Raw genomic sequence first — 22,385 nt, forward strand, 5'->3', positions numbered from 1 at the left:
GGTTATCCTCCTTTTTGTAGTTCAGTTGTAAATAAAGCTGTATATATTTGCTCGTTAGCCTCTGTTTTATCGACCCAATTAGGCTCCACATACTTTTCCATCGTAATGAGCTTGTAAGTAGTATCAATGCTATGGAAATTACGTTTGTGAAGGTTATGAAGCTCGTCCGCAATAGCATCGATGCTTGACATAGCCTCTAATCCATTAGGGCTTTTAACGAGTATTTGAAATTGTTTGCGTATCGTTTCGCCTTCGAAATACTGTTCACCTGGACCGGATGGGGTTATCCGTATAGCGATGCTCTTTCTTGGTGTGCTATTGGTCCCTACATCCAATACATTGGCTTTGATTGGTGCGTAAATAGTACTCGGAGGTAAAACGATGGTTAAATGTTTGATCACGCTTTCTATTAACCATTTCATGTGATCACCTACTATATGTTGTCTTCCATTGTTTGTTTGACGATTCTTTGCCAGTCTCCTATATGAGCAGACTTAGCAGCTTCAAACCATAAGCCCTGCGCATTAGGATTGACGTCTTTTGAGAAGTTGTACTGCGGATTGTAATACAAGCGCCTTGCATACGGCGTATCCCAACCAACATGTCCTTCGCCTGGTCTACTGTACCTGACGCCAGAACGTTTTAGCTCTGTGGTATCTTCGGGAGCATAATAATTACTGTCCTTTAGTACCTGCTGGTCTAATGCGAACTGAGCTTTTTCAACAGCCCCCATGACGTTAGACTCGACTTGAGAAGTATTTACTCGTACGTTAACCCTAATCAACGTAAGTACAACTCCGTATGGTGCGGTCTGTTCGGATTTGTTGTATAAAGTGGTTCAACCTCTTTAATGAACATTTCCTTTCCGTTCCATACAATCTTAGACTTCTCTTTGAAAATCTGATTAGGATGAGATGAGTTGAGAGAGTCATGGAATAGAATGGATTGGAATGTCACACTATCGCCTGTTGTAGCGTTGTACACCTTCTCATTCGGTTGCAGACGTACTCTTTCAATAACAATAGGCGCAGCATATGAAGCAGAACCACCTCCCCAAGTGTCATCCTCACCAATGTATTCATGATATTCAACAGTATGGATTAGCAAGTGCATTGGGATAGGGATAAGATTAATCATCGCGTCTCCACCCCACTGTAAAGTAAACCTGTAGGTTCAAGAAATTTGATTGCTCCGTGAGAGAAACTAGGATCAACAGTTGTCCCACCTTCAGACTTGCCACCTCTTAATAACCCATAACGGAACTTACCTACCTGCATAACAGGCGTCTCTACCATAACGTTACTTGAGGTTTCCCCGTATAAAGCGATGAATTCAGTTTGAGCAGCAGTTGCTTTCATTACTTGTTTCTTAATGAATGGAGCTACCTGATCAAAATCGATACCTTCCAACTTGTAATGGATTATTTGATCAATTACATCAGAGGCTCTTTTAATCATCCGTTTCAGCATCACATCGTCAGCGATAGGAGTCCCTTCGTATTCGTTTCTATAGTAATCTACATCAATATAAGGCATGTAATCACCTACTTCTTAGCAGTTGTTTTAAGCGCCTTTGATTCAGCTAATTTAGCCTCTAACTCCTCGATTTTATCAAGGGCTTGGTTATACTCCTGTACCGAAATGTTACGACCGCCAGTAGCACGTTTAATGATTTTGCCCTCATCGTTAATTTGATCGAAGCCGTCATTCAGATAGCTAGGTAAGAAGTCTTTATCAATGTTTAATACTTTGTTTAAACGTTTTACTTTTACCGTGTTACTCATTTACACCATTCCTTTCATAATAAGAAAAAGAGAAGCTATAAAAGCCTCTCTTACTCAGCAGTAATGTTGAATTTAACGCCGTCTACTTTAGCTCCTAAGATGAATACATCCCAGTATTTGCGCTCGTAGTAAAGGTATTTGCCACCAGTTGTTGCGCTTGGTTGGTCTAAGCTAACGAATTCATATTGCTGTGGAGCAACCATAGCTAGTGGGTGAATTAAGATCATGTTGATTTGTTTTGCAGTTGCATCAGGTACAGCGCCGTTCGTGAAGTTGTAAGCCGTTTTCATGCGTGTAGATGGTACAGTAACGATTGTCACATCATCTAGAGAGTACACGCCACGGTTAACAGCTTTCTCAGCAGTTCCACCAATATCAAATTGACGTTGTAAATCTTTAGCTGCCTTTGCGATTTTTTTAACAGCAGGTGTGATGTAAAGAATACGCCCATCTTGCGGCACTTCTGCTTCATCCTGCTCTAACATCATTTTATCGAATACTTCCAAGAAAGTTTCAGGAGTAAGCACAGTTGTGTCAGCTGTTTTACCTGCTCCAGTAAATTCAGCATATAATTTAGAAGCCATGTATTTGTCATGCTCTGGAACAGCTTCTTCGTCGTTGAATACACGAGTAATGTTAGCGATTGTTAGAGCCATGTTTGTTTCATCAACATCAACTGGATCTACTAATGTACGGAATTCGCGGTCATGCCCTAAAGTTTTTGGTTCGAAAGAATTATCAACACGACGAGTAGTGTTACCAACAACATCACGGTTAACATCAGTGTATCCGCCGACTTTGATACGTGGGATTTGAAGCGTTTTTGGTCCAGTCCATTTCACAATAGAGTTATTTGGTGTGTTGTATAAAGCACCAAAAGATAAGCCTTGAGAAAACTTTTGAACTAATACTTCTTGATATTGTGTTGCATAATTTAATGTAGCCATGTATAAAACATCTCCTTATTTTTAGTATTTTGGCAAAACAAAAAGCCATCTATAAAAGATGACTCATTAAAAACTATTGCTTTTTGACTCCAAACGCCGCGAACCATTTATCGGATTCTGACATTGTTGTTTGTTGGTGATTACCTTGTGAAAATGTAGGTTTCGGCTTTCCTGAATCTATTGGTGGCTGCTCCACTACATCTTTAAAGTGCGGGAAATCAGCTACAACTTGTGCAATAGCTTGCGTGATATCTACATCACCGGTTACTTTCGTCTTCGCAAGCGCGATAACAGCGTCTAAATTCTTCTCTTCTGTAATGCCTGCTTTAATTGCTGCGTTTTCAGCTTGAAGATTGAACAACGCGCCTTCTTGCTCTTTCACTTGGTTCTGATAGTTAGTAAGCTGCTCTTGCTGCTTCTCCTGATCAGTTTTAAGTGTTTCTTGGTGTGCTTTCCAATCAGTTAGTGTTTGTGTTAATTGTTCAACATTTTCTACACCTAACTGTTTTAAGAGCGCCGATTGTTGTTCTTCTTTTGCTGCCTCTAACTGTTCTTGTGTAAATGTCGCAGGAGCAGGAGGTTCAACTACTGGCGGTTCAATAGGTGGAGAAATTGGATTTACTGGCGGTGTTACACTTGGTTCACCTCCTTCCGGTGCAGGTGGTGTTAAATCATTAAAATACTGCATGTTTGTTAAACGTAAACGATATTTATTTTTCATATAAAACACTCCTATACTGTATATATTTTCTCTCTTTCAGGACGTCTTGTTCGACCTGTAGCTTTAATAAAGTCCCTCATGTTAGCTTGACGCTGCGCTACTTTTTGCTTCGCTAACTTCACGCCCTCTTTATCACCAAGCTCTTCTAATAGCATGACTTCACGTTTAGCCTTTTTGATATCCCTTTCAAGGTAACGCTGCCTCTGACTTTCTTTATATACGCGATCATTCTCAGCGTAATCTTGAGGTTCATTCCTTTTCGTTGACATCCCCTCAATATACGGGTATTTAATGTGCCGACAGTTAACGCCAAGTATTCCGGCAGGGTCTCCATAAGAGGTTGTGGACCATGCAGGATACTTTTTACTTTTACCACTCATTGAAAAAATGCGCCCTTGATAAGGTGCGCATTTCGGCGATTCTCTTATAATTTTCCATCTTATAAGTCTGGACTATATCATCACTTTAAATAATAAAGTGTCGTGCGCTTCGAACGGTGATTAAATCCGCCCTACGCCTTTCGGCTAGTCTCTACACTTTCATGTACCTTCCATCTGTAACCATAGGCAGTTCTTGTTTCGCTTTTTCCAGCTTTTCTGATGGTTGCATAATCTGCTTTTATATATTTTGTGTTCCCTTTAATCCATCTAGCTGCGTCTGCTAAACTTTCAAATGTCATTATCGTCTTTAATGTATGTTTGTCTAACATAGTGATAGATTTCATTCTTGGCTTACTAGACTTCCTCATCTTCTCTACACACTCATCACGGAATTTTTCATTACTTTTCATCATTTCTACGTAAATAGCATTAGCTTTTTTTAAATCCTTTTTATTCTGTTCCTTGTATTCTTCGTTTAGAAACCTTTTCTTTTGATTTTCACTACGTTTCTTTCGAAAATCCGGTTCATCCCAAGATTTTCTTAACGACTCCAAAAGTTCTTCTCTTTTTTCTTCCCAAAGTTTCTTTGAGGCTGAAGATATTTTATCTTTGAACTCTTCTGATTGGAAAATTTTCATTAACTTTTCTTTGTAATCTTTATTTTTCCACAATTCTTTTGTTATATGACGCTGTTTTTCTCTATGTTCCTCTGTCCTATGATTGATTGTCATATTTTCGATTGCCTTTTTCATAATTTCATCATCTAACAAAGGATTCCTTGTGTTTAGAGTTTGATTGTAACCGTGATTCGTACTGTCATATAGCAAAATGTAGAAGTACTCTTTATGCTCTAATTCTTCCTTAGAGCAATATTCTAAAACCTCAAAAGAAAAGTTATCTATTCCGTATTTTTTAAAAGCTAAGTAGAGAGGGTAAGAATGATTTCCGTTCATACATCTGTGATTTTCCCAACGTTTTGGGATATTAATACTTTGACCGATATAACATTTTCCGTTTAACTTATTTGTTATTTTATAAATACCTATAGTTTCCGTCATAATATCACCTCTATAGGAATATTATAACATTTTACCTTGTAAGGTAACACACTTAGCACGGGATTGACCTTTTTTGGGGAGGTGTCCCCCGTTAGCAGTAATATTAATTACCACACCCAATAATCAATTGGTTCACACGATTTATAGCGCGCCCGTATGTTAACGCGCTCCCATATGGCTACTTGTTTCAACCAAATCAACACCGTAATCCTTCATTCTTTCGTCCTGCATTTCATTAGCTACGTTATTGCTAGTTGAACGGCATACCATATTTACATAAGCCTCTGTACTCCATTTGCGTCCCGATTTATCAATGAAAGCAGGAATACCTTTATCAGACCATTTTGTAACAACTTGTCGTACTGCTTGCTGCTGCGTTATGGTACCGGTGATTAACTTTCCAACAACTTGATTCAGTGCATCTCTGTAAATTTGTTGAGCAAAACTTAACATCGTCGTATTGACGAGGTTTAAGGTACTGAGCGCTTGATTTACGTATGCATTCAGAATACCGATTAAAGCAGCGTTAGTGGTAATTGGTGGCGCTACTTCTAATAAACCTAACTTCACAGCTTGATTGTAGATATCTTCATGATCAGCAATAGCAGCAGAACCAGCAGCTTTGAGCATTGCTCTTACTTCCTTTACTGTTTTACCGCTATGCTTCGCAAGAGTCTCTAATTGTTGTTTATCTAAGGTACCTAACTTATTCAGTTGCACCATGCGCCAGTGTTGATATTGGTCGCCATTTTCAGCTGTTAACAATAAGTCCATGTCTCTTTTTAGCAATCTAGCCATATTTAAAAGCAGCTCTTCTTCTATTGCATTGTAAATATCAACTACGAATAAAGAAAGCTGCTGTGATTTTTCTGGAGGTAAAGCCATTTATTAATCACCTCCGTTATTTTGCTGTTGCGGATTCCCTTCTAAATTAAAGAAGTCTACGTTCTCAGGCATAGCCATTCGGTTTTCTTCTGTTATCTGTTTTAGAAGTTGCTGTGCCTCTTCTTCAGAAATGCCGTGAACCTTCATAAGAGCTTTCACTCGGCTTGTTAATTGATTAGTTACGAGTAGAATCTGTTTGTTAATTTCAGCTGTCTGATCTTCTGCGATAGAATCATCAAACGTTACAGTTACTTCGTAATCTTCATTAGTGCTGAATGTTCCATATAAAGCGGCGATATCAACAATAACGTCTACTAAGTCCCTAATACAATCTTCTAATATCGTTTCGTGAGATTGTTTCGTTTTGAATGTCTTAGAATTCTCGCTAACAACCTCTGTTGCTGTTTTGACCCCTTGACCATCGAAACTAAATGCTCCGGCAGAGAATCCAGTTTGCATTGCCAAGTAATTTAATAGGGCATTAATAGCAGCGGTATGCTCTTCCACTCTCAACTCGACTGAAATGTCCTGGATTTGCTGAGTGTCTTCTAGTTTCATAGCCTCATATACTTCGTCACTGGAATCAAAGTAACGATGTTGAGCACCTGTGATTGGATCGACAACATGTTTGATAGCAGAAGCAGGTACAATAATACGCTTCTTGCCTAACACGAATTCTCTTTGGAAACTATCGAATGCAATATCAAGAGATCTCAATACATCTAAAGAATTACCATATATCGAGATGCCCAACGGAGAATATAAATCCAGGTTATTAGCTGTATTTGGTCTGAAGTAGACGAACGTAGGGCGAGATAAGTTATCTATCCTAACCTCTTCTTCTAAGTTCTCATACAGTTCTTTCAACCCAGTTTTAACGCCTAATTCACCTTTATTACGGCTTACATACAGTTCATTTTTGATTACGTGCTGCTTCTGCCCTTCTTCGCCATGTTCGAGTAAATGCCATTCTAAAAGCGTGTAATATTTACCTGCCTTTGTAGACTCATTAATAAACACACCTTCTGTTACCTTATTGTTATCCCATGATACAGGCACGAAACAATCAGCAGTAACAAATGATAATTTTATCTCGCCATCGTGGTACACCTTGATTACCATTCCGCCAAGAGCTAACATGTATTCCAAGTATCTTTGGAACTCTCTATTGAAGTTATTATCATCTAAAACATTCTTAATCTCTTTAAATAACTGTTCATCAGAGATATTAATAGAGCATTTCTCATTGAAGATAAGAGAAGACATCTCTTGCGTAATGACTTTCGCCATATTGAGCGATGCCATTTTACGCTGCTTCTGCCCTTCAATCGTTTGGTATTTCAAGTTATGCCATTCAGCGAAATGACCGCTATAGATAGCCTTCCAAACGTCTATCTGCTTGTACGATTCCTCATCTATGACAACCTTCCGATTATCGGTAACTTTCTTAATACCGGAAATTAAGCCCATTTTGTACAGCAGCTCCTTTCCTTTATTGATTAACCATGTAAACACTATTTATCACCTACTTTACATAGTTGTTATAGAAGTAGTTCCCTGCGTAGCGTGTTTCATCTAATGTATGGTTGTAATTATCGATTGGCGTTCCATTGTCTTGGCGTACGTACATGCCTATCTCTTTTAAGAAATGGTAATGATCGTACTCGTCACACTCTACAAGGTAGAACTGCTCATTCGTAATCAAGTTTTGAAGCCTTTCAATCCCTACTTCCAATCCTTTAGCAGAACCACTAACATCATGAGCATTATTATCCGCTCCGGTTGTATTGATCCCTAATAAATGAAACTCTTCTCTCAATGACTTACAAGCCGGATCCACAAATACCTCCGTATAACGCATTTCAAAGCGTTTCACACACCATTCCATAAACACTTTAATTTCTTTTGCGTATACAGACATTGCTTTAACTTGCCCTGTCTCAGCTCCACTGTGATAGTAGTTAGCTACACGGAACAACCTAAATTTATTTTGGAATCTCGATACAATGTAGCAGCTGCAACTTGTAGCATCACTTTGCCCACCGTCAGCAGTAAAGAACATTTCGTATCGATCACCTAAAACAACATGTTGGATGTTTTTCTCCATGTTAAACATAGAGTAAATAACACCTTGTGGCATTACACGTTTACCGTACCAATCTCGTTCCAATAGATACGGATTCTTAGAGAGAACCTCATGTATTTCCTGCTTACGTTGTTCAGACAATATAGGATTATCATTAGGAGTCCAGTGCGTCCAACGTGTATTCTGCACATCAAATACTTCCGATATAACGGGATGATTAGGAGCAGGAGGGTTTAAATCTGCTAAATGATAACGGTCCTGCGCTGCAAAGGTACGACGGAAACATTCTTGTATCATACCCATGTTTAATAAGTTGATTTCACAGAAGACTACACTTCCAAGTGACATACCTGTAATTGCGCCAACACTGTTACTTTTACCGCCGCCCTTGTAATAGACGCGTTTCACTCCTTTTGGCGTGTGTATTTCAAGGTGCGAACCTAATTCGTTGTGCTTAATCTCTGCTAGATTACCGAATATGTGTTGTAATCCAGTGCCGTCACCGTCTATAAATAAACGCTGTGCTTGCTCCTGGTTATAAGCGACAATTAAATGATTTGTATCTCTGGTCCACGACAAATAATCAGCATAGCGAAAATGCCCTGCTGTTGTTTTACCTGATCTGGGTGTTCCTTCTAATACATCGAATGTGTAATTGTATGGTCTATAGATAACTTCCAATTGTTTAGGGGAAAACTTAATCGCTGTTTTGTTCATATTGTTTACGCCCCTCTATTAATGCATCTAACAATGAAGTATCTTTCGTTTGACCTTTAAGTTTAGCAGCACGAATTTTAGCAAATTCAGTATCAGCTTTAACTTTCTCGATCTGTACCTTTTGCATTTCTTGGTTCATCTTGTGGCGCTCTTCCTCAATTTGCTTCTTGAAGTTGTCAGGAACTAAATCGAAGTACTGAGATAGTTTATCCAGAGCTTTCATCTTATCGGCAAGCTTAACTGACACGCCATCTTTTCCTTGTTTAACTTCAGTAATAATAGAACCATCTACCAAATCCGCCTCTTGTAAATCAACAAAGTTCATCATTCTAGTGAATTGATTCCCTTCATCATCTTGAAACTCAACTTCCCTTTGCCCAAAAGTCACGTAGTTAGTAATATCAGCAAAAGCAATCTTAATGTACTCTTTCAGCACATCCATTGCTTCAACGAACACATTCTCAACTAGCTCACCTTTAAGCTCTTTTATATAGGAAGAAACTCGGTCACGCCTTAACAATCGACTAGCCTGTACGTGAGCACCATCTTTGGAGTAACCTGCCTTCAATGCAGCTTGTGTACCATTGAAGTATTTCACGTAATACAAACAAAAGAGCCGTTCCTTTTCGGTCAGCTCTTCATCCTCTAAAATCTCTTTTAGTTTTTCTTTCGTTTTAGGATTTTTAACATTAGTAACGCTCCTTTTCGCAATAGTAACGTTACCATTCATTTGCTCATCCCATTTATCTTGTGATTTCCACTTTCTGATTTGTGAAGGCTTGAGGTTTAACTCAGCTGCAATATCAATTAATGGCTTCTCACCTTTACTTGCTTTGTATATTTCAAATGCTTTATCTCTGTCTGGGCTACGTTGTCGTGCCACGACCACCACCTCACGATAATCTCTTTTAGTATTTTATTTATTCTTTTAAAAACTCATTAATTGTTTTATCCAACACACTGATAAGAGCCTCTCTACATTGTTTTGGCGTCATATCATCATTTAGCTCATTATGTAAATCCACAGCCTTTTCTAATTTCTGTGGATCAATGTATTGTTTCACTATTTCCAATCCAATAACATTGTTAATTAAGTGACCGACAACCACTGTTTGTTCTTGTTTATTTAGCTTCATTTGTTTAACTCCTCTCTATGATAATCCCTAATTTAGTATTGAAATTCTCTAAAACACGATGTATTATATTTTCGGGTCTTGCTCCATAAATCATTATCAGGAGAATCTGCAGATTTGCAGGTTCTCTTTGTCAAATAAAAACATCCATTATATGAACACTTCATGTTATTATGGTAAAGCTGTATTAATTCAGATTGATATGTAGGTGAGACTAATGGAAAATAAAGAACATGAACAAAAATACGATCTAAGCAAGGTATACACATATGCTGAGCATCCCGACAAAATCAGCGGTCGCTGTGATAATTGTGGAAATACCGCATTCAAAAGTTCCGTTAAAGATTTCATCTATTTAAGAGAATGCCGTAAATGCGGCATGAAGAAAAGTATCTAGCCCATGTAGGGCTTTTTTCTTTATAAAATAAAAAAGCAGCATATTCGCTACTGCAATTGCTCAACTATTTCATTAAATAACTGTTGCCCTTTTTCGGGATATCTTTCTAATCCACCATCAGCAAAGTATTCACCTTCACTATTTATCATCTCAATTAGTACTTCACCCTTCTCCCAAACTTGCAAAGAGAATGCTACACATGATTCAAATTCTTTTAACGCTTCTTCTCTGTCTGATGTAGCTAACATAATATCCGTATCAGCATGGTCCCATATCATAACTGTATAGATCAGCACGAAATCACCTCAAAAGAATCTTATTTTTAAAAATCCATAACGAAATTCGTTGTATGCATGGGAAATGAAATAATATTCATAATTAGTTTACATAATTATTCCTATCGGAAGTCATGAAATCGGGAAATGACCGTGGTTGAGCGATTCTTGTTTTTACCCTTTATACAAGTTTTATACAACGTTGATTTTACGCCATTTTCAGCACCTAATCACCGTTATTTCCTGCATAAACTTCACCTTGTTAACTATCTGTATTTTTGTTCAATCAGGTCACGGGATAGCTACTTTATATATGAGACCATTTTAAAGGAGAGGTTACTATGAAAATAGAAATCAAAGATAAACTAAGCATTACTGTTTCGCCTGAATTCATAGCATCTACTGGCAAATTAATCACAGCTATCAGTCAATTAATCGCCGCGCTCCACCTAGCAGGAATCATTTGATTCTTGCTTTTCTTTTTTTGTTCGTAGTGTTCGTTTGTTTTGTTAATAGACTTTACACCGGCCCAAATAGAAAGCGAACATAAAAAAGTAATACAAATTAATGTTGTCACTGTAATAATTACAAATCCATTCATCCCTTCACCCCTAACAAGTAGTCCTAGCTCTAATAAGCATCGGCTTACGGTTCAATACCTGCGATTTAATCGATGAAACGACCTCTTCAAAGATTGGGCACAATATAAACTCTACATATATCAACATTACCTCATCCCTTTTCTTTCATCTCTTTCAATTGTTCCATTTCTTTTCGCAATGATAATTCAATTTCACGATTCCTTTCCCGTTCATTTCTCTTTTCTAACCAAGAGCAGAATACAATTCCGAGCAAAGAACCCACACAACAACCAATCAAGAAATCTAACCAATGCAATTCCTCACTCCTTCTCCCTAAATGCAACACGTTTGCGCTTATCTTTCCTTAACAACAAACAAGACGCCACCCAGATCACGGCAGCGCCTGCTATAATTGCTATTGGTTTAATCATTTATATTCGTGTTCCTCTACATATCGCTTTGGTAATTTCATTTACATCTGTAGTGGTTTTAATTACTGGACTGAAGTTAAATGTCTGAACAGGTTTATTCCCAAACCTCTCCATAATCTTCTCTAATTTTTCAAACGCTTCTACACACTCATTAGCTGCAGCAGTTAATTCTTTAATATTTTCATTCGCTTCTTTTGTATCAACATCTACCTTTAATGACAATCCATTCTTTTGCTCACTCATCATTATCCTCCTAACCAAATGTCCATTTTATTCAAATTTATATGCGGATAAGGATTTGCACCTTACATGACAATGATTATAGTGTCAGTTTATTAAACCTGTTAACAAAGTTCATTGTCAGAGTGATGACACCGCACTCCACACTGTTACATGTGTTCGTCTACCTATTCCGCCACCGCATAAATGTTTAATGTGTAATTTCTATATAACAAAGAAAAAAGCACCCGTTATGGATGCTTTTAATTATTAATTTCAGCGTATCTTTCTATGTATCCGCATTCTAAACACATATGATCATAAGCAGCATGTTGAACAATAGAACCATTTTTCATATAGAAAAAATCATTCTTCTGATCACCTTTAACCATACCGCCTTTACACTTTGTGCATATTTTACGAGGTTCATGTTCTTTATCAGAATCAAAACCTTCTAAATATCTTTTGGTTAAACTCATATTCTTCCACCACCTTTATCCTATTATAACAAAAAGAAACCGCTACAATAGTAACGGCACTTTTACGGCTTATAAAAATATTAAAGGGGATGGGAGAAATAATTCACGTTCGAAACATAAGGGGATATGTTTGTGTGAATCAAAGATTAAGATTACTCTCAACCTTCTCCAAGCCACCGCATCAACTAGTATGGCTACACGCCCTGTGTTCAGTGACTGGGAGAAGAGCGAGAATTCATCTTCTCAACTTTATAGTCCTCTTCTCGTTTATACTCCGTAGAGTTGGCCAATACTTCAGCTTTCGCCTTTGCAAGCCAATATCGAATTATAAAGGATTTATATCAAGACGTATGTGTTTCTTCCGACGCCTTGTTTGAACCAATATACTAGAGGGACGGAAGGGTAATGTTTCCGCTGTATTGGCTCAAACAAAGAGCGGAACTCTTTGCCCTCGTTTTGGTCATTAATAAGAATCGTGAGTAATTACTAATGTACGAGATCACGTATACTGTTTTAGATTTTTAGAACGGCATTCATTCAATCATGAAAACCATCCCCATTCTTAGAAATCAACATAACAGGAATATTGAATTTTATATCAATATTCAATACAGAAGGTGGATTCTGTATTGATGAATTGATACAAATTAGAAACAGTATGACGAATGCGAGTTATCTCACACCCGCCACACTGGAATATGTCATTGTAATACATTCATTGGTCTTTTCGTCTTTTGCGGGTTCGTACCGCCTTGCCCGCCCTACTATGCGGTATACGTTACCGTGACATTCTCGCATAAGAACGTTTCACTTATAGGTGTACTAATCCTCTTCGATATGCGGTTGTCAAAGGGCTTGTACCTATAATTTACCGTTATTTTCATTTGCAAAAACTCCCCAAAAAATATGCTATTTCTCTGCGTTTTCTCTGCCATTTTCAAATGATTCCTAATGTAGTAGCGATCAGTTTAATTGCACTCTTCTTCTTCTCGTAAAAGTATGAGTTCTTCATCATCAATTCATTTTGTACGAATGAATCTTTAACTGGCTTGTTATCTAAGAACTTCATAGTAATGATATTTCTTTCATCTTCATCCAGGATGTTATGTAATGCCTTTTCAATTTGTTGTACCTTCATCCTACTCGTTACCCTTGAATCACGTAATTCAGGGAATAAACTGATCCCTTCTTGCTCCACTTCATTACTAAACCGCATCTTAAGTGCTCTGTATTCCTTTAATACACTTACTACTTCCTTTTGTACTTTCTTATCATCGATATCCGGTAATAATGTTAATTGTCTCTCCATGAAGGAATCCCCCTATTTCGAATTTGTCTTTTTACATTCACATCAGGTACGTGAAATTTTACTATCTCTTTGTTGAATAAGGGAACGATGACTACAATACAGCCCCCACCACACTGTTAGTCATGGTTCCGCTATCCATTAAGCTGTCTTTTGCCCAACTGTTATTCCGCTACTAAACCTCCACCCGTCATTTAAATGGTCCATTAACTCCTGATACGTAAATACATCGAATACCGTAACGCACTGATTATCTCCAAACCCTGATTCTTTTCGGAACAACATATACTCTCTTGTACCTTCGTATCTTTTTATAACGCTCACCCCTTAATTTCTTTTATAAACACTTCAACACGCGGTTTCTCTGAATACCATTTACTCACCTTTAGATCCACTACCTGGCTGTCATCATGCCATATCACTTTGTTAAGTGCATCCTTCACTCCTTTTACATAATTATCAACGTCAGGTTTTGTTGTAGGTCTCAGCAACCCTTCTTCTGCTGCTAATGCTTTCTTTTTGGAGAAGGATTTGAGAGAAGGCTTGTACACCTTCACCTCAAGTTGTAGCGGTCCTTCTAGCAAACTTGCAGGAGCAAACTTTGCTGCAATTGCACTAACATATCGTTTAAAGTCCCTGGACTTCTTTGGATCGTACATTCTAACTTTCCCATGAACCGTGCTTGCCCTAGGTCTACCTTGGGCCACAGGTTCTGTCATTATAGTGAATTGAATCATTACTTCTAGTAACCTCACTTTCTATTAAAAGGATTATTTTGTTGAGTTTTCTCTTTCTTTTCTAATTTCTTCCCACGCTTCAGGATCTTCACTTCTCAAATCACCGAATCCAATTTCTTCATCTTGGTTCATATATTTATTCCAATACTTGTTGCACGTTTCGCACCAGTAAGTAGAATTGAATCCATCATCATCTACGCTTTTTACAACCTGTAACGTTTCTCCCTTTTCGAACTTTCTAGCACATCCCCAACAATGTCTTTCTTTACGAATTTTTACATCTTTGCAATTAAGAACTGCCATTTCCCTCTATCCCCCTGAATAAAACTCAATATTCCGTCAATACTGTAGACAACCCATTTCGATCCATATTCCATGAGTGGAGCAGTTAGCTTTTGCTAGCTGCTCTTTTTTATATCAGCTTTTTCCTTACAATTCTCGCAATACACCATATCTCCAATAACAATTGCAGTTTCTTCATATTGTGGATTTCCACATTGACACTCCCACCACCAACCATCAGCAAGATAAGCTTGCTTTGGTATCTGATGTTCGCTACCATATCCATCAGCCCATTTTGCTCTTCTAACTTCTACCGCAATGAAGTCTATATCAAATTCACACATTCCCCACTGCCTAGCTTGTCCAGCTGTCTGAGCAAAGGATATTCGCGAATACTCTCCATCACTGACTTGATATGCTTTCATATCCATTCCTTTACCTCCCACCGAATTTAGTTTCATATTTTAATTGACTAATTATAAATTCAATCGCTTGTTTTCTTGGTAGACCTGTATTTTTAATAAATTCTTCTAATATTTCTTTAAGCTTTTCTTCCTTATCCATTTCTATATTCCCCTTTTCTACAAAATGAAATTTTTATACTACTCTTCCTCATAACCCATTCTCTCGCCGATAAACCTTGCTATATTAACAGTTAATCCGTTGCCAGCCTGTGCATACAATTGATTCGATGATGTCACTTCTTTTGCTCGATCAAAGTACTCATCCGGTATGCCCTGTAATCTCCATGATTCTCTTTCCGTGAGCCAATATAACTTTCCATCACGTAAAGTAACTTGCTCCCTGGACCTCAATAATGTTTGGGCCACACCATGACCTACGCGGCCCCTTCTTGTTTTAGATTTTGGATTCGATATATTGATAGCGTCACCAACAACACCGATGTCATATCCTTGCTTAGTAGCTTGTCTTACTTTCACATATTCTTTCGTTACTTCTAAAATGCAGCTGTTCTTTTCTGTATCAACTAAATATTCGTCTGACACCTGATCCTCTAAGATATCCTGCAATGAATATTCTTTTCCTTCTTTGAGGGATTCCAACCTCTGTTGAGGTGATAACATCCCATTCCGCATCATACCCGACTCCATCCATTTCAGCGAGAATACGGGCAAAGTCCCATCCTTTATTGACTGATAATGTGTTATCAACGTTTTCAAAGAGCAGGTAGGCAGGTTTCTTATGTTCAGGTACTTCTTTGATGAGCCGGATAACTTCTGTAAATAGTCCTGATCGTTCTCCATTAAGTCCTTTTTGTTTTCCGTTTTTTGATATATCGGTACAAGGAAACCCTGCTGTCCAAATATCAGCCCTCGGAATAGTAGTTCCTTTTGCGTTTCTGATATCATGTTCCGTCCACTCCCCTTCTGTATCGTGCATTGCTTCGTATGTTTCCCTTGCCGCTTTATCCCATTCGCAGAAACCAATACAGGTATGTCCGGCTTGTTCTAATCCAATTCTCATCATGCCCACACCGGCGAATAAATCTATAAAAGTAAGACTCATATCACCATCTCCGTTCTATACCAATTTGGTTGTGATAAAATGGACATTGCTTTTAGTAACATATCCGTTGAGAAATGTCCGAAGTGACAATCTTGCTGTTTAATTCCTAATAAAATTGCTAACCTTCTATATGCTTCATTTCTGTTCAATATCTTGGTTTTCCAAATGACATCGAATAAATCATGACAAGCTTTTTTAAGTATTTTCATTTCCCTATTCGCCATTATTCCTAAAGGTCTTGTTGTGCCATTATGAGTACCTACACTCGCCTTACACTTCCTACATAAGTAACACTTTCCATTACCGTATTCTTTTCCGTATAGTTCCTTATTAGATGTAAATACTACTTCATTCCCGCAAAACGGACATTTCTTTGGTATCTCCATTTCTTCCCCCATCTTCCTATTAAAATAACGCTTTGGTTTAAATGTTGAGCCAACCTTCGTACTCTCGGATTAATTTTTGTAAAGCTTCTTTTGTCATATGTGGTGCAAGCTCTTTATTTACAAACCTTATAAAATCCATAGGCTGTATATCGTAACCGCCACCAACGCCTTCCTCGGAACATAACCATTTTTCAGCCGCTTCATCTGCCATGTTGACTAACTCTGCTTTTGTTCTAGACATACTTACACCTCCTTTTCCACAAAATTCAAATTTTGTCTTACTTTACGCCCGTAGATCCGAACCCACCTTTTCCACGCTCACTATCCGATAGCTCGTCCACCTCAACAAAATGAGCCGTTACTACTGGTGCTATGACGCCTTGAGCAATCCTTGTTCCTTTTTCGATAACACTTGCCGATACAAACTCTTGCTTTTCTTTATCAAATCTTACTCCTAGATCCTTAGACATAATATGATCGACTATTACCCCAACCTCGCCACGGTATCCGCTATCCACCGTTCCAAGAACAACTCTTAACTTTGTATTACGCGTCATACCGCTACGCGGGCGCACCTGCAATTCATATCCTGGTGGAATCTCAAATGCCAATCCAGTTGGTACAACCTTCGTTTCACCCGGCCAGATAATCGTGTCCTCTGCTGCTACAAGATCAAAGCCACTATCGCCAGGTTTAGCGTACTTTGGTAAATCCACATCTTTTAATCTCTTAATCTTCACTCGTAAATTCATTTCATTACGCTCCTTTTAATGAACTTTCAATCCGTTCCTTACGTAAAACCAAATCCTCTAAATTACCTTCTGTTTTCTTTCTCTCAAGCCCTAACATATTTAAATGTAGTTTCATGTTGCTTATATCTGAATTAACACTTTCTAATTCTGATTCGAGTTGAATTCTCGTTTCTTTCTTCATGCAATCCCTCCTACAGTCCTAAGTGCTCCATGATCTTGCCAATGTTCTCATCGAAACCTCGATACACGTTTCCACCTATAATGAAAGTTGGTAAAGTATTAGATTCATAAACTTTAGTCAACACTTGTCTATGCATTGGAACTTCATCAACATTTAATTCTTCAATATCAACCTCAACTGGACAATTTTTCAACATTTCCTTCGCTCGCTTACATTTACCGCAATTATCACCTGTATACATAACGATCTTATTTGCCATTCTCTTCAGTCTCCTTCGCTTCTGCTAATAGTTTAGTAATTTCAAACGTCCCATGCTCTGTATATTTCATTGTTCTTCCTCCTTGTATTTAGATAAGATAGTTGTTAATGCAATTGCCGTTCCTTCATTCGCGATCCATTGCCCTTTGTAATACCCAGAAAGTCCTAAATCCTCGTTATCATAAGCTATATCAGCTTTCTTTCTGTTCTCCACTGCTGATTGTTGTAAGTGTTCTATATACTCTTCAATCGCTTCTCTCATTCACTCCATCTCCTTTAATTAATTCGAATAGTTCCTGTTCACTCATTTCATAAAGCTGACGTCCTGTTTTTTCTTCTTTGTAAATACCCTTATGCAATAGGACGTCTATGAAGATTTGTTTCCTGTCCATATTCCCTCCGTTACGCTTGCCTTCTTAAATTTAGAGATTTTCCCTTTCTATAAAAGTCATTATCAGCATTTGCTCTTTTAAGTGTTTCCTCTAATGTAAGTAACGGTGTTGTTATTGCCGTTTCGTTATCCCATTTACGTTTTTTTCTTCCTAACAACGCATGATAGTTAATCCCATTAGATTCCGCTATTTTTATTTCTTCTTCTGTAAACGGTCTTTTTTCTCTTCGTAATTGAAGCGAAAGTTTTTGCATTTCTCTTTTGCTCATTAATGGAGCAGTTGCCGCTTCTAATGGTGTCATTCCTTTTTCTCTTCGCTTCCTGTATGTTCTCGCTGAAATTCCATGTTTTGTAGCAATTTCTTTATATTCTTTCCAACCCGTTTCTTTTGTTTTTCTTACCGGTTCTGTAATCGCTCTTTCTTTTTTCCAACGATACCCGTATACCCTTTGTTTCAAAGTCGCTTCGCTAATCCCATTTGCTTCTGCTTTTTCAAAATCTGCTGGAGTGAGGTAAAAATCACTCATAGCTAACTCCCCTTTCTAATCCAATGCCATTATTTCTTCCCTTGTCCGCTCAGAATGTTTTATCTTAATCTTCTGAATACCCTTACCATGCTCTTTCACTGCCGCGCCCCATGCTTCGCTTTCTGTATTCACATCAAACCAATCTATTTTTTGTCGCTCATCCTGATCGTAAAAGTGAACTTCGTACGTTATAGCGCTATGCTGCAAGAACTTATCAGCTGTACTTGTTGCTGCATAATCGAAACTTCCCACAACATCCTCTAGTGTTAGTTGTTTCATGCTCCCAACCCCATCGGACGAGATTTAATAATATTTTTGTCTGCCTGATCCATAATCAAAGCGGCAATTTCTAATTGATGTCTTCCCAACTCTTTTGCGATTTCAAGGATTCCTTTGCCTTCCTTCCACATTTCTTGAAATCGAATCACTTCGCTCTCATCAAATACTAGGTCCAACTCTTCTAAAGCAATATACAAGTTACGACGCGATTTCTTCATGTACTTCCTCTGTTGCAACGCCATTGTGTAATTTTCCTTTTCCAAATCCGTTCCAAGTCTTGGCATCCCATTTCCCCTCCAGTTGTAATTGATGAATTTCTCTTAGCTCCGCCATAACGGCATGACGCCTTCTATCCACTTCTTCAGGACTGCGATTCCCTGCTTCGCAAATACATGACCCAAACTGATACATGCCCGTTCCAATATCGTTCTGAATAACTCCCGTTCCGTTACATGCACACATCTTAATTCCCCCTTTTAAAATGGCAATGCTTTTCTTCTGTAATCCTTTGTATCTTTGAAAACCAGCGCTTTAAAATTATTGAAGATACGCGATACAATCCGTTCATCGTATGCGCCCTCTAGACGCTCTCCTGTAAGGTTTGTCGTAAAGATAGTAGATTTACCTTGCCTTCCGTCGAAAACATCGAATAGCACCCTATTAATGAAGTTTGTTGCTTTTGTATTGGCATCTAATGCGCCTAACTCAGCTCCTAAATCATCGACTATTAATACTTCTGCTTTTACTAAACTTCTTATAATTGCATCTTCAGTTAATGTAGAATCTTTACTAAACGTACTTTTAATCTTCCGTAGCAACTCGCCGACTGTAACAAAGACAACTGACTTCCCTGCTCCTGCAAGTTGATCCGCTATAGCGTAAGCAAGGTGTGTTTTCCCTGCCCCGCAATTTCCTGCCATAATCGTGTTAAACACTTTTCCATTGAGATAATCTGTTGCGATGACCTTTGCAAGTTCCAAGTTCTTTGCTCCTTCATCGCTAGTAGGTTTGTAATTATCAAAGTTCGCTTTCTTAATGTTGCTATCAGCAATCATGCTTTGTTGATGGAACATGAACTTTTTCTCATTTGCTTTATCCGCATCGTATTTCGCTTGCTCTTGTTGCTGTAGCTTCTTACTTTCGTTTTCAAGGAAGCAACGAGGGCAAACAACTTGTCCACCGAACTTCATCTTATTCATGCCGTGCGTATCGCACACATCAGAATCCATAGTCATATTCACCTTTTTGGCTATATCGGTTGGTATTGCTGCCGCCGCTCTCTGCATTGTTCTTCGCTCCCTTTTTAGATTTCATCTGAATAGTTAATTGGTCGAACTTTTCACGTAACTTTTTAGGAGATAAGATATTACCTTGCCAGAATGGATCTGCTTGGCACCAATCAATAACATCTTTAATCTCTTGCGGTTCTCTGTTATCACGTTCTCGCATTAATCTAAAGTCATTTGCCCAATTATCGAAGTTAGGTTCTTTTTGTTTAGGATTGTTACCCTTAATTTTTTCAAACAAATACTTAGCCCCGTTGGTGTCGCAAGTTTCAAACTTGTGACGAGAAGGTTTTTCCTTTGTAGTAATCTTTGTTGTAGTCTCTGTAGTAATCTCTGTTAAAGAATTAACCCTTTCGGTAAGTTCCATTTCACCCAAAGGGGGATTTGGATTTTCCCCAAAGGTCAAAATGGATTTTACCCTTTGGGTAACTTCGGAAATATTCAATTTAATATGATTAGTAGGAGCACCATTGAACTTGAATTTTTGAACTTCTACAAGCCCCTTACTTATAAGGATCTTAATCGCCCTGTCATATTGTTTAGGTGTAATTCGAATCTCGTCTTTCCAATCTTCGCGGCTCTTTGCTAACCAAAACTCGCCATTCTTTTTAACTCGCAGCTTACTCTTACCTTGTTCATTCGGCATGTACCAATAAACAATCTGCCCTAGTAAAATACCTGCGATTAAATCTTCAGTTATATCTACATAAGCGAGTCGCACCATATATCCGCTTCTTGCAAATGTTTCTAGTTGAAATATGTTGCTACTCATTTAGTTCACCTTCTTCATTTCCGTTTCATAGAAGCAATCCGTTTCGTCTATTTCACCTGTTCTATGAACACTTTCTGTATTTACAACTCTTCTTGCTGGATAAACGCATTCGTAACCTTTTTTAGACCATTCGTATATTTTGAATCCGATTTCCGTTTTGGTTTCACCACGAACATATTTGTTCTCTTTCGTCTTACTCGGAATAATGAAGCTATATCGTTTGGATCTGTACACTGTTTTCATTACGCATTCTCCCTTTCGCATACCGCTATATCGCCTTGAATTTTAATGATTTTATATCCTGGGTAGCGATCAGGAGTAATGTACTCAATCGCCTTTGCTTTTGCTTCTTTTTCATTTCGTGCGCCCTTCCATACCCACGCCGGAAGGACGACTTTCGATTGGCTTTTATCTAACATAGGTTTTTCACTCCTTATCCTGCTTGGCTATACTGTTTTTCCCATCCCATTAGTACTTCAATTGCTTTTGATGCAACCTGCGAACTAATCTCGCTTAGGTTGTCAGTTCCGATATTCCCTTTCAAAGTATCTTCAATCGTTTGTTTATCAGCTTTCGCTAAAACTGAAATGTGTGCTATTTTCGCATGTATCATTTTCATTTGTTTCTCTGATGCTTTATTAGCTTGTCCGTTGCTTTGCTGCGGTTTATTTTGACTGTTATTGTTATTAGGTTGCTTTCCTTTTGGATTTTTCGCATCAGCATCGTCTTCGTCAGTTGGTATTCCAAAAAATTTAAGCAAGAAATATCTCTCGGAATAAGTTAGCGCTGATCCATACGCTTTAGAAACGTCGTCCTGTTGCCCGAAGAATTTCCAAGGTATTGTTTCTCGCTCTTCAGGGTTTTCAGCATTTATCCATTCGTAGAATCCGTCACCTTCGATAACAAAATCTGTTATCTCTCTTCCTTTTTGGTTTTTATAGCTGTACTGCCAAGTTTTATGCTCGCCCATTTTAGGCATTAGGATGACCTGTAACTCATCCATGTTCTTTTTAATTTTGTGGAGTATTTGAGAACCCGTTACGTAGTCATATCCGTAACTTTTCCCGTTTTTTTTGAATACATCTATGTCTTTGCGAATTGCGACTAACTTTTGCCAAAGGTTCATCGAATCCTCACTCCTTCAGATTGTTTCAACGTAATTCCATCCCACTGCATTCCATCTTTAACCGCTGCAAGTAATAACTTCTTATCAACTTTAGGCGGCTGGGGAATCATGTATTCCGGTGGTACAACAGCATCTTCTGCGATATCTAAGCTTGCAGGGTTCTTTTGAATACCTACTGTTACGATTGTTCCTTTAATGCGTTTTAAATCAGTTGCTACCATTTGTTGATACAAGTAATCTTTTAGTCCCTTGCAATTGTTTTCTATTGCCTTTCTTCGTTCTGCTAGGCGCTTTTCTTCTGCTTTGATAGCATCCACATCAGCTTCAAGGTTACGGATTACTAAAGCTGTGTTTTGTACTTTATCCTGGATACTTTCCTCAATTGCTTGTAGCGTATCTGCTAATGCTGATGGATCTACACCATCTTCAATCATCATTTGTAACTCTCTATAATTAGAAGTAAGTTCATATAATTTCATTTTC

41 protein-coding genes and 3 pseudogenes are annotated in these 22,385 nt (G+C 38.1%); 1 reads left to right on the plus strand and 43 read right to left on the minus strand.

Annotation, left to right across the window (positions count from 1 at the left end; translation table 11 throughout):
• Nucleotides 1-2: 2 nt before the first annotated feature.
• From ACZ76X_RS27975 to ACZ76X_RS28040, 14 genes and pseudogenes are all read right to left on the minus strand, one after another.
• Complete coding sequence (locus ACZ76X_RS27975) at nucleotides 3-422, minus strand: minor capsid protein (protein WP_479852358.1); 420 nt, start codon at nucleotides 420-422, stop codon at nucleotides 3-5.
• 11 nt (nucleotides 423-433) lie between these two features.
• Nucleotides 434-784 (minus strand): minor capsid protein, encoded by a 351-nt coding sequence (locus tag ACZ76X_RS27980; RefSeq protein ID WP_479852359.1) that lies wholly within the window; start codon nucleotides 782-784, stop codon nucleotides 434-436.
• Nucleotides 781-1,137 carry a putative minor capsid protein gene (locus tag ACZ76X_RS27985; RefSeq protein WP_479852360.1) on the minus strand — a complete coding sequence of 119 codons (357 nt, stop codon included), beginning with the start codon at nucleotides 1,135-1,137 and terminating at the stop codon, nucleotides 781-783. Before ACZ76X_RS27985 ends, ACZ76X_RS27980 begins: the two co-directional genes overlap by 4 nt.
• Nucleotides 1,134-1,535 carry a head-tail connector protein gene (locus ACZ76X_RS27990; RefSeq protein ID WP_479852361.1) on the minus strand — a complete coding sequence of 134 codons (402 nt, stop codon included), beginning with the start codon at nucleotides 1,533-1,535 and terminating at the stop codon, nucleotides 1,134-1,136. The genes ACZ76X_RS27985 and ACZ76X_RS27990 overlap by 4 nt, the downstream gene beginning before the upstream one ends.
• An 8-nt stretch (nucleotides 1,536-1,543) precedes the next feature.
• On the minus strand, nucleotides 1,544-1,783 hold the full coding sequence (locus ACZ76X_RS27995; RefSeq protein WP_479852362.1) for a hypothetical protein: 240 nt from the start codon (nucleotides 1,781-1,783) through the stop codon (nucleotides 1,544-1,546).
• Between the two features lie 50 nt (nucleotides 1,784-1,833).
• Nucleotides 1,834-2,730 carry a capsid protein gene (locus tag ACZ76X_RS28000; RefSeq protein WP_479852363.1) on the minus strand — a complete coding sequence of 299 codons (897 nt, stop codon included), beginning with the start codon at nucleotides 2,728-2,730 and terminating at the stop codon, nucleotides 1,834-1,836.
• 73 nt (nucleotides 2,731-2,803) lie between these two features.
• Entirely contained in the window at nucleotides 2,804-3,451 is a 648-nt protein-coding gene (locus ACZ76X_RS28005; RefSeq protein WP_479852364.1) for a hypothetical protein, read from the minus strand.
• An 11-nt stretch (nucleotides 3,452-3,462) separates the two neighbouring features.
• Nucleotides 3,463-3,867 (minus strand): annotated as a pseudogene (locus ACZ76X_RS28010) (phage minor capsid protein); the annotation flags it as partial.
• Nucleotides 3,868-3,962: 95 nt separating this feature from the next.
• Complete coding sequence (locus ACZ76X_RS28015; protein WP_479852365.1) at nucleotides 3,963-4,889, minus strand: GIY-YIG nuclease family protein; 927 nt, start codon at nucleotides 4,887-4,889, stop codon at nucleotides 3,963-3,965.
• A 162-nt stretch (nucleotides 4,890-5,051) separates the two neighbouring features.
• Nucleotides 5,052-5,774: pseudogene (locus tag ACZ76X_RS28020) on the minus strand (phage minor capsid protein); the annotation flags it as partial.
• Nucleotides 5,775-5,777: 3 nt separating this feature from the next.
• Nucleotides 5,778-7,289 (minus strand): phage portal protein, encoded by a 1,512-nt coding sequence (locus ACZ76X_RS28025; protein ID WP_479852366.1) that lies wholly within the window; start codon nucleotides 7,287-7,289, stop codon nucleotides 5,778-5,780.
• Nucleotides 7,290-7,299: 10 nt separating this feature from the next.
• Nucleotides 7,300-8,577: a PBSX family phage terminase large subunit gene (locus ACZ76X_RS28030; RefSeq protein WP_479852367.1), complete on the minus strand. Its 1,278-nt coding sequence runs from the start codon at nucleotides 8,575-8,577 to the stop codon at nucleotides 7,300-7,302.
• Complete coding sequence (locus ACZ76X_RS28035; protein WP_479852368.1) at nucleotides 8,558-9,460, minus strand: terminase small subunit; 903 nt, start codon at nucleotides 9,458-9,460, stop codon at nucleotides 8,558-8,560. The genes ACZ76X_RS28030 and ACZ76X_RS28035 overlap by 20 nt, the downstream gene beginning before the upstream one ends.
• A 37-nt stretch (nucleotides 9,461-9,497) precedes the next feature.
• Entirely contained in the window at nucleotides 9,498-9,713 is a 216-nt protein-coding gene (locus ACZ76X_RS28040) for a hypothetical protein (RefSeq protein ID WP_479852369.1), read from the minus strand.
• A 214-nt stretch (nucleotides 9,714-9,927) separates the two neighbouring features.
• On the opposite strand from ACZ76X_RS28040, the gene ACZ76X_RS28045 reads away from it, so the two are divergent.
• On the plus strand, nucleotides 9,928-10,107 hold the full coding sequence (locus ACZ76X_RS28045) for a DUF8096 family protein (RefSeq protein WP_479852370.1): 180 nt from the start codon (nucleotides 9,928-9,930) through the stop codon (nucleotides 10,105-10,107).
• A gap of 47 nt (nucleotides 10,108-10,154) precedes the next feature.
• Here ACZ76X_RS28045 and ACZ76X_RS28050 read toward each other — a convergent pair whose 3' ends face one another.
• The 29 genes and pseudogenes from ACZ76X_RS28050 to ACZ76X_RS28190 form a co-directional block, all read right to left on the minus strand.
• On the minus strand, nucleotides 10,155-10,403 hold the full coding sequence (locus ACZ76X_RS28050) for a hypothetical protein (RefSeq protein ID WP_479852371.1): 249 nt from the start codon (nucleotides 10,401-10,403) through the stop codon (nucleotides 10,155-10,157).
• A 406-nt stretch (nucleotides 10,404-10,809) separates the two neighbouring features.
• Entirely contained in the window at nucleotides 10,810-10,983 is a 174-nt protein-coding gene (locus ACZ76X_RS28055) for a hypothetical protein (protein WP_479852372.1), read from the minus strand.
• 131 nt (nucleotides 10,984-11,114) lie between these two features.
• Entirely contained in the window at nucleotides 11,115-11,279 is a 165-nt protein-coding gene (locus ACZ76X_RS28060) for a hypothetical protein (protein ID WP_479852373.1), read from the minus strand.
• 115 nt (nucleotides 11,280-11,394) lie between these two features.
• On the minus strand, nucleotides 11,395-11,637 hold the full coding sequence (locus ACZ76X_RS28065; protein ID WP_479852374.1) for a hypothetical protein: 243 nt from the start codon (nucleotides 11,635-11,637) through the stop codon (nucleotides 11,395-11,397).
• 239 nt (nucleotides 11,638-11,876) lie between these two features.
• Entirely contained in the window at nucleotides 11,877-12,092 is a 216-nt protein-coding gene (locus tag ACZ76X_RS28070) for a hypothetical protein (RefSeq protein ID WP_426991026.1), read from the minus strand.
• 937 nt (nucleotides 12,093-13,029) lie between these two features.
• Nucleotides 13,030-13,401, minus strand: coding sequence for an ArpU family phage packaging/lysis transcriptional regulator (locus ACZ76X_RS28075; RefSeq protein ID WP_479852375.1), 372 nt, complete (start codon nucleotides 13,399-13,401; stop codon nucleotides 13,030-13,032).
• Nucleotides 13,402-13,539: 138 nt separating this feature from the next.
• Nucleotides 13,540-13,680, minus strand: coding sequence for a hypothetical protein (locus ACZ76X_RS28080; RefSeq protein WP_171902521.1), 141 nt, complete (start codon nucleotides 13,678-13,680; stop codon nucleotides 13,540-13,542).
• 38 nt (nucleotides 13,681-13,718) lie between these two features.
• The gene (locus tag ACZ76X_RS28085) at nucleotides 13,719-14,135 is read right to left on the minus strand and encodes a RusA family crossover junction endodeoxyribonuclease (protein ID WP_479852376.1); all 417 of its coding nucleotides are present in this window, start codon (nucleotides 14,133-14,135) and stop codon (nucleotides 13,719-13,721) included.
• A 33-nt stretch (nucleotides 14,136-14,168) separates the two neighbouring features.
• Nucleotides 14,169-14,438: a hypothetical protein gene (locus tag ACZ76X_RS28090; RefSeq protein WP_479852377.1), complete on the minus strand. Its 270-nt coding sequence runs from the start codon at nucleotides 14,436-14,438 to the stop codon at nucleotides 14,169-14,171.
• Nucleotides 14,439-14,533: 95 nt separating this feature from the next.
• On the minus strand, nucleotides 14,534-14,848 hold the full coding sequence (locus tag ACZ76X_RS28095; protein WP_479852378.1) for a hypothetical protein: 315 nt from the start codon (nucleotides 14,846-14,848) through the stop codon (nucleotides 14,534-14,536).
• A 4-nt stretch (nucleotides 14,849-14,852) separates the two neighbouring features.
• Entirely contained in the window at nucleotides 14,853-14,981 is a 129-nt protein-coding gene (locus ACZ76X_RS28100; protein WP_479852379.1) for a hypothetical protein, read from the minus strand.
• 38 nt (nucleotides 14,982-15,019) lie between these two features.
• Nucleotides 15,020-15,944, minus strand: a pseudogene (locus ACZ76X_RS28105) (DNA cytosine methyltransferase).
• Nucleotides 15,941-16,330 carry a zinc-finger-containing protein gene (locus tag ACZ76X_RS28110; protein ID WP_479852380.1) on the minus strand — a complete coding sequence of 130 codons (390 nt, stop codon included), beginning with the start codon at nucleotides 16,328-16,330 and terminating at the stop codon, nucleotides 15,941-15,943. Before ACZ76X_RS28110 ends, ACZ76X_RS28105 begins: the two are co-directional and overlap by 4 nt.
• A 37-nt stretch (nucleotides 16,331-16,367) precedes the next feature.
• Nucleotides 16,368-16,571, minus strand: a complete 204-nt coding sequence (locus ACZ76X_RS28115; protein ID WP_479852381.1) for a hypothetical protein — start codon at nucleotides 16,569-16,571, stop codon at nucleotides 16,368-16,370.
• 37 nt (nucleotides 16,572-16,608) lie between these two features.
• The gene (gene dut / locus ACZ76X_RS28120) at nucleotides 16,609-17,082 is read right to left on the minus strand and encodes a dUTP diphosphatase (protein ID WP_479852382.1); all 474 of its coding nucleotides are present in this window, start codon (nucleotides 17,080-17,082) and stop codon (nucleotides 16,609-16,611) included.
• A 4-nt stretch (nucleotides 17,083-17,086) separates the two neighbouring features.
• Nucleotides 17,087-17,263, minus strand: a complete 177-nt coding sequence (locus ACZ76X_RS28125; RefSeq protein ID WP_479852383.1) for a hypothetical protein — start codon at nucleotides 17,261-17,263, stop codon at nucleotides 17,087-17,089.
• 10 nt (nucleotides 17,264-17,273) lie between these two features.
• Nucleotides 17,274-17,522, minus strand: a complete 249-nt coding sequence (locus ACZ76X_RS28130; protein ID WP_479852384.1) for a glutaredoxin family protein — start codon at nucleotides 17,520-17,522, stop codon at nucleotides 17,274-17,276.
• A 66-nt stretch (nucleotides 17,523-17,588) separates the two neighbouring features.
• Nucleotides 17,589-17,783: a hypothetical protein gene (locus ACZ76X_RS28135; RefSeq protein ID WP_479852385.1), complete on the minus strand. Its 195-nt coding sequence runs from the start codon at nucleotides 17,781-17,783 to the stop codon at nucleotides 17,589-17,591.
• The gene (locus tag ACZ76X_RS28140) at nucleotides 17,767-17,913 is read right to left on the minus strand and encodes a Fur-regulated basic protein FbpA (RefSeq protein ID WP_098682014.1); all 147 of its coding nucleotides are present in this window, start codon (nucleotides 17,911-17,913) and stop codon (nucleotides 17,767-17,769) included. The genes ACZ76X_RS28135 and ACZ76X_RS28140 overlap by 17 nt, the downstream gene beginning before the upstream one ends.
• Before the next feature lie 10 nt (nucleotides 17,914-17,923).
• Nucleotides 17,924-18,439, minus strand: a complete 516-nt coding sequence (locus tag ACZ76X_RS28145; protein WP_098682013.1) for a hypothetical protein — start codon at nucleotides 18,437-18,439, stop codon at nucleotides 17,924-17,926.
• Nucleotides 18,440-18,454: 15 nt separating this feature from the next.
• Entirely contained in the window at nucleotides 18,455-18,718 is a 264-nt protein-coding gene (locus tag ACZ76X_RS28150; protein ID WP_479852386.1) for a hypothetical protein, read from the minus strand.
• Entirely contained in the window at nucleotides 18,715-18,960 is a 246-nt protein-coding gene (locus tag ACZ76X_RS28155; protein ID WP_374058681.1) for a helix-turn-helix domain containing protein, read from the minus strand. The genes ACZ76X_RS28150 and ACZ76X_RS28155 overlap by 4 nt, the downstream gene beginning before the upstream one ends.
• Nucleotides 18,917-19,180 carry a hypothetical protein gene (locus ACZ76X_RS28160; RefSeq protein ID WP_479852387.1) on the minus strand — a complete coding sequence of 88 codons (264 nt, stop codon included), beginning with the start codon at nucleotides 19,178-19,180 and terminating at the stop codon, nucleotides 18,917-18,919. The genes ACZ76X_RS28155 and ACZ76X_RS28160 overlap by 44 nt, the downstream gene beginning before the upstream one ends.
• Before the next feature lie 14 nt (nucleotides 19,181-19,194).
• The gene (locus tag ACZ76X_RS28165; RefSeq protein WP_479852405.1) at nucleotides 19,195-19,953 is read right to left on the minus strand and encodes an ATP-binding protein; all 759 of its coding nucleotides are present in this window, start codon (nucleotides 19,951-19,953) and stop codon (nucleotides 19,195-19,197) included.
• Nucleotides 19,937-20,776 (minus strand): conserved phage C-terminal domain-containing protein, encoded by an 840-nt coding sequence (locus tag ACZ76X_RS28170; RefSeq protein WP_479852388.1) that lies wholly within the window; start codon nucleotides 20,774-20,776, stop codon nucleotides 19,937-19,939. The genes ACZ76X_RS28165 and ACZ76X_RS28170 overlap by 17 nt, the downstream gene beginning before the upstream one ends.
• The gene (locus ACZ76X_RS28175) at nucleotides 20,777-21,019 is read right to left on the minus strand and encodes a hypothetical protein (protein ID WP_479852389.1); all 243 of its coding nucleotides are present in this window, start codon (nucleotides 21,017-21,019) and stop codon (nucleotides 20,777-20,779) included.
• Nucleotides 21,019-21,195 (minus strand): hypothetical protein, encoded by a 177-nt coding sequence (locus ACZ76X_RS28180; protein WP_170959492.1) that lies wholly within the window; start codon nucleotides 21,193-21,195, stop codon nucleotides 21,019-21,021. The genes ACZ76X_RS28175 and ACZ76X_RS28180 overlap by 1 nt, the downstream gene beginning before the upstream one ends.
• A 14-nt stretch (nucleotides 21,196-21,209) precedes the next feature.
• Nucleotides 21,210-21,902: an ERF family protein gene (locus ACZ76X_RS28185; RefSeq protein WP_479852390.1), complete on the minus strand. Its 693-nt coding sequence runs from the start codon at nucleotides 21,900-21,902 to the stop codon at nucleotides 21,210-21,212.
• The gene (locus ACZ76X_RS28190; RefSeq protein ID WP_479852391.1) at nucleotides 21,899-22,381 is read right to left on the minus strand and encodes a siphovirus Gp157 family protein; all 483 of its coding nucleotides are present in this window, start codon (nucleotides 22,379-22,381) and stop codon (nucleotides 21,899-21,901) included. The genes ACZ76X_RS28185 and ACZ76X_RS28190 overlap by 4 nt, the downstream gene beginning before the upstream one ends.
• Nucleotides 22,382-22,385: the final 4 nt, after the last annotated feature.

It is taken from the genome of Bacillus sp. BC05(2025), assembly GCF_056725905.1.

Coding starts and splice junctions, on each gene's coding strand:
- ACZ76X_RS28125 (WP_479852383.1), bottom strand. CDS start 17,263: ATGAAGAAAGAAACGAGAATTCAACTCGAATCAGAATTAGAAAGTGTT.
- ACZ76X_RS28095 (WP_479852378.1), bottom strand. CDS start 14,848: ATGGATATGAAAGCATATCAAGTCAGTGATGGAGAGTATTCGCGAATA.
- ACZ76X_RS28040 (WP_479852369.1), bottom strand. CDS start 9,713: ATGAAGCTAAATAAACAAGAACAAACAGTGGTTGTCGGTCACTTAATT.
- ACZ76X_RS28185 (WP_479852390.1), bottom strand. CDS start 21,902: ATGAACCTTTGGCAAAAGTTAGTCGCAATTCGCAAAGACATAGATGTA.
- ACZ76X_RS28000 (WP_479852363.1), bottom strand. CDS start 2,730: ATGGCTACATTAAATTATGCAACACAATATCAAGAAGTATTAGTTCAA.
- ACZ76X_RS27990 (WP_479852361.1), bottom strand. CDS start 1,535: ATGCCTTATATTGATGTAGATTACTATAGAAACGAATACGAAGGGACT.
- ACZ76X_RS28115 (WP_479852381.1), bottom strand. CDS start 16,571: ATGTCTAGAACAAAAGCAGAGTTAGTCAACATGGCAGATGAAGCGGCT.
- ACZ76X_RS27975 (WP_479852358.1), bottom strand. CDS start 422: ATGAAATGGTTAATAGAAAGCGTGATCAAACATTTAACCATCGTTTTA.
- ACZ76X_RS28180 (WP_170959492.1), bottom strand. CDS start 21,195: ATGTTAGATAAAAGCCAATCGAAAGTCGTCCTTCCGGCGTGGGTATGG.
- dut (WP_479852382.1), bottom strand. CDS start 17,082: ATGAATTTACGAGTGAAGATTAAGAGATTAAAAGATGTGGATTTACCA.
- ACZ76X_RS28015 (WP_479852365.1), bottom strand. CDS start 4,889: ATGACGGAAACTATAGGTATTTATAAAATAACAAATAAGTTAAACGGA.
- ACZ76X_RS28165 (WP_479852405.1), bottom strand. CDS start 19,953: ATGACTATGGATTCTGATGTGTGCGATACGCACGGCATGAATAAGATG.
- ACZ76X_RS28075 (WP_479852375.1), bottom strand. CDS start 13,401: ATGGAGAGACAATTAACATTATTACCGGATATCGATGATAAGAAAGTA.
- ACZ76X_RS27995 (WP_479852362.1), bottom strand. CDS start 1,783: ATGAGTAACACGGTAAAAGTAAAACGTTTAAACAAAGTATTAAACATT.
- ACZ76X_RS28070 (WP_426991026.1), bottom strand. CDS start 12,092: ATGAGTTTAACCAAAAGATATTTAGAAGGTTTTGATTCTGATAAAGAA.
- ACZ76X_RS28005 (WP_479852364.1), bottom strand. CDS start 3,451: ATGAAAAATAAATATCGTTTACGTTTAACAAACATGCAGTATTTTAAT.
- ACZ76X_RS28130 (WP_479852384.1), bottom strand. CDS start 17,522: ATGGCAAATAAGATCGTTATGTATACAGGTGATAATTGCGGTAAATGT.
- ACZ76X_RS28175 (WP_479852389.1), bottom strand. CDS start 21,019: ATGAAAACAGTGTACAGATCCAAACGATATAGCTTCATTATTCCGAGT.
- ACZ76X_RS28150 (WP_479852386.1), bottom strand. CDS start 18,718: ATGAAACAACTAACACTAGAGGATGTTGTGGGAAGTTTCGATTATGCA.
- ACZ76X_RS28030 (WP_479852367.1), bottom strand. CDS start 8,577: ATGAACAAAACAGCGATTAAGTTTTCCCCTAAACAATTGGAAGTTATC.
- ACZ76X_RS28155 (WP_374058681.1), bottom strand. CDS start 18,960: ATGGCGTTGCAACAGAGGAAGTACATGAAGAAATCGCGTCGTAACTTG.
- ACZ76X_RS28135 (WP_479852385.1), bottom strand. CDS start 17,783: ATGAGAGAAGCGATTGAAGAGTATATAGAACACTTACAACAATCAGCA.
- ACZ76X_RS28085 (WP_479852376.1), bottom strand. CDS start 14,135: ATGATTCAATTCACTATAATGACAGAACCTGTGGCCCAAGGTAGACCT.
- ACZ76X_RS28055 (WP_479852372.1), bottom strand. CDS start 10,983: ATGAATGGATTTGTAATTATTACAGTGACAACATTAATTTGTATTACT.
- ACZ76X_RS28190 (WP_479852391.1), bottom strand. CDS start 22,381: ATGAAATTATATGAACTTACTTCTAATTATAGAGAGTTACAAATGATG.
- ACZ76X_RS28090 (WP_479852377.1), bottom strand. CDS start 14,438: ATGGCAGTTCTTAATTGCAAAGATGTAAAAATTCGTAAAGAAAGACAT.
- ACZ76X_RS28145 (WP_098682013.1), bottom strand. CDS start 18,439: ATGAGTGATTTTTACCTCACTCCAGCAGATTTTGAAAAAGCAGAAGCA.
- ACZ76X_RS28100 (WP_479852379.1), bottom strand. CDS start 14,981: ATGGATAAGGAAGAAAAGCTTAAAGAAATATTAGAAGAATTTATTAAA.
- ACZ76X_RS28160 (WP_479852387.1), bottom strand. CDS start 19,180: ATGTGTGCATGTAACGGAACGGGAGTTATTCAGAACGATATTGGAACG.
- ACZ76X_RS28170 (WP_479852388.1), bottom strand. CDS start 20,776: ATGAGTAGCAACATATTTCAACTAGAAACATTTGCAAGAAGCGGATAT.
- ACZ76X_RS28110 (WP_479852380.1), bottom strand. CDS start 16,330: ATGGAGATACCAAAGAAATGTCCGTTTTGCGGGAATGAAGTAGTATTT.
- ACZ76X_RS27985 (WP_479852360.1), bottom strand. CDS start 1,137: ATGATTAATCTTATCCCTATCCCAATGCACTTGCTAATCCATACTGTT.
- ACZ76X_RS28140 (WP_098682014.1), bottom strand. CDS start 17,913: ATGGACAGGAAACAAATCTTCATAGACGTCCTATTGCATAAGGGTATT.
- ACZ76X_RS28045 (WP_479852370.1), top strand. CDS start 9,928: ATGGAAAATAAAGAACATGAACAAAAATACGATCTAAGCAAGGTATAC.
- ACZ76X_RS28065 (WP_479852374.1), bottom strand. CDS start 11,637: ATGAGTGAGCAAAAGAATGGATTGTCATTAAAGGTAGATGTTGATACA.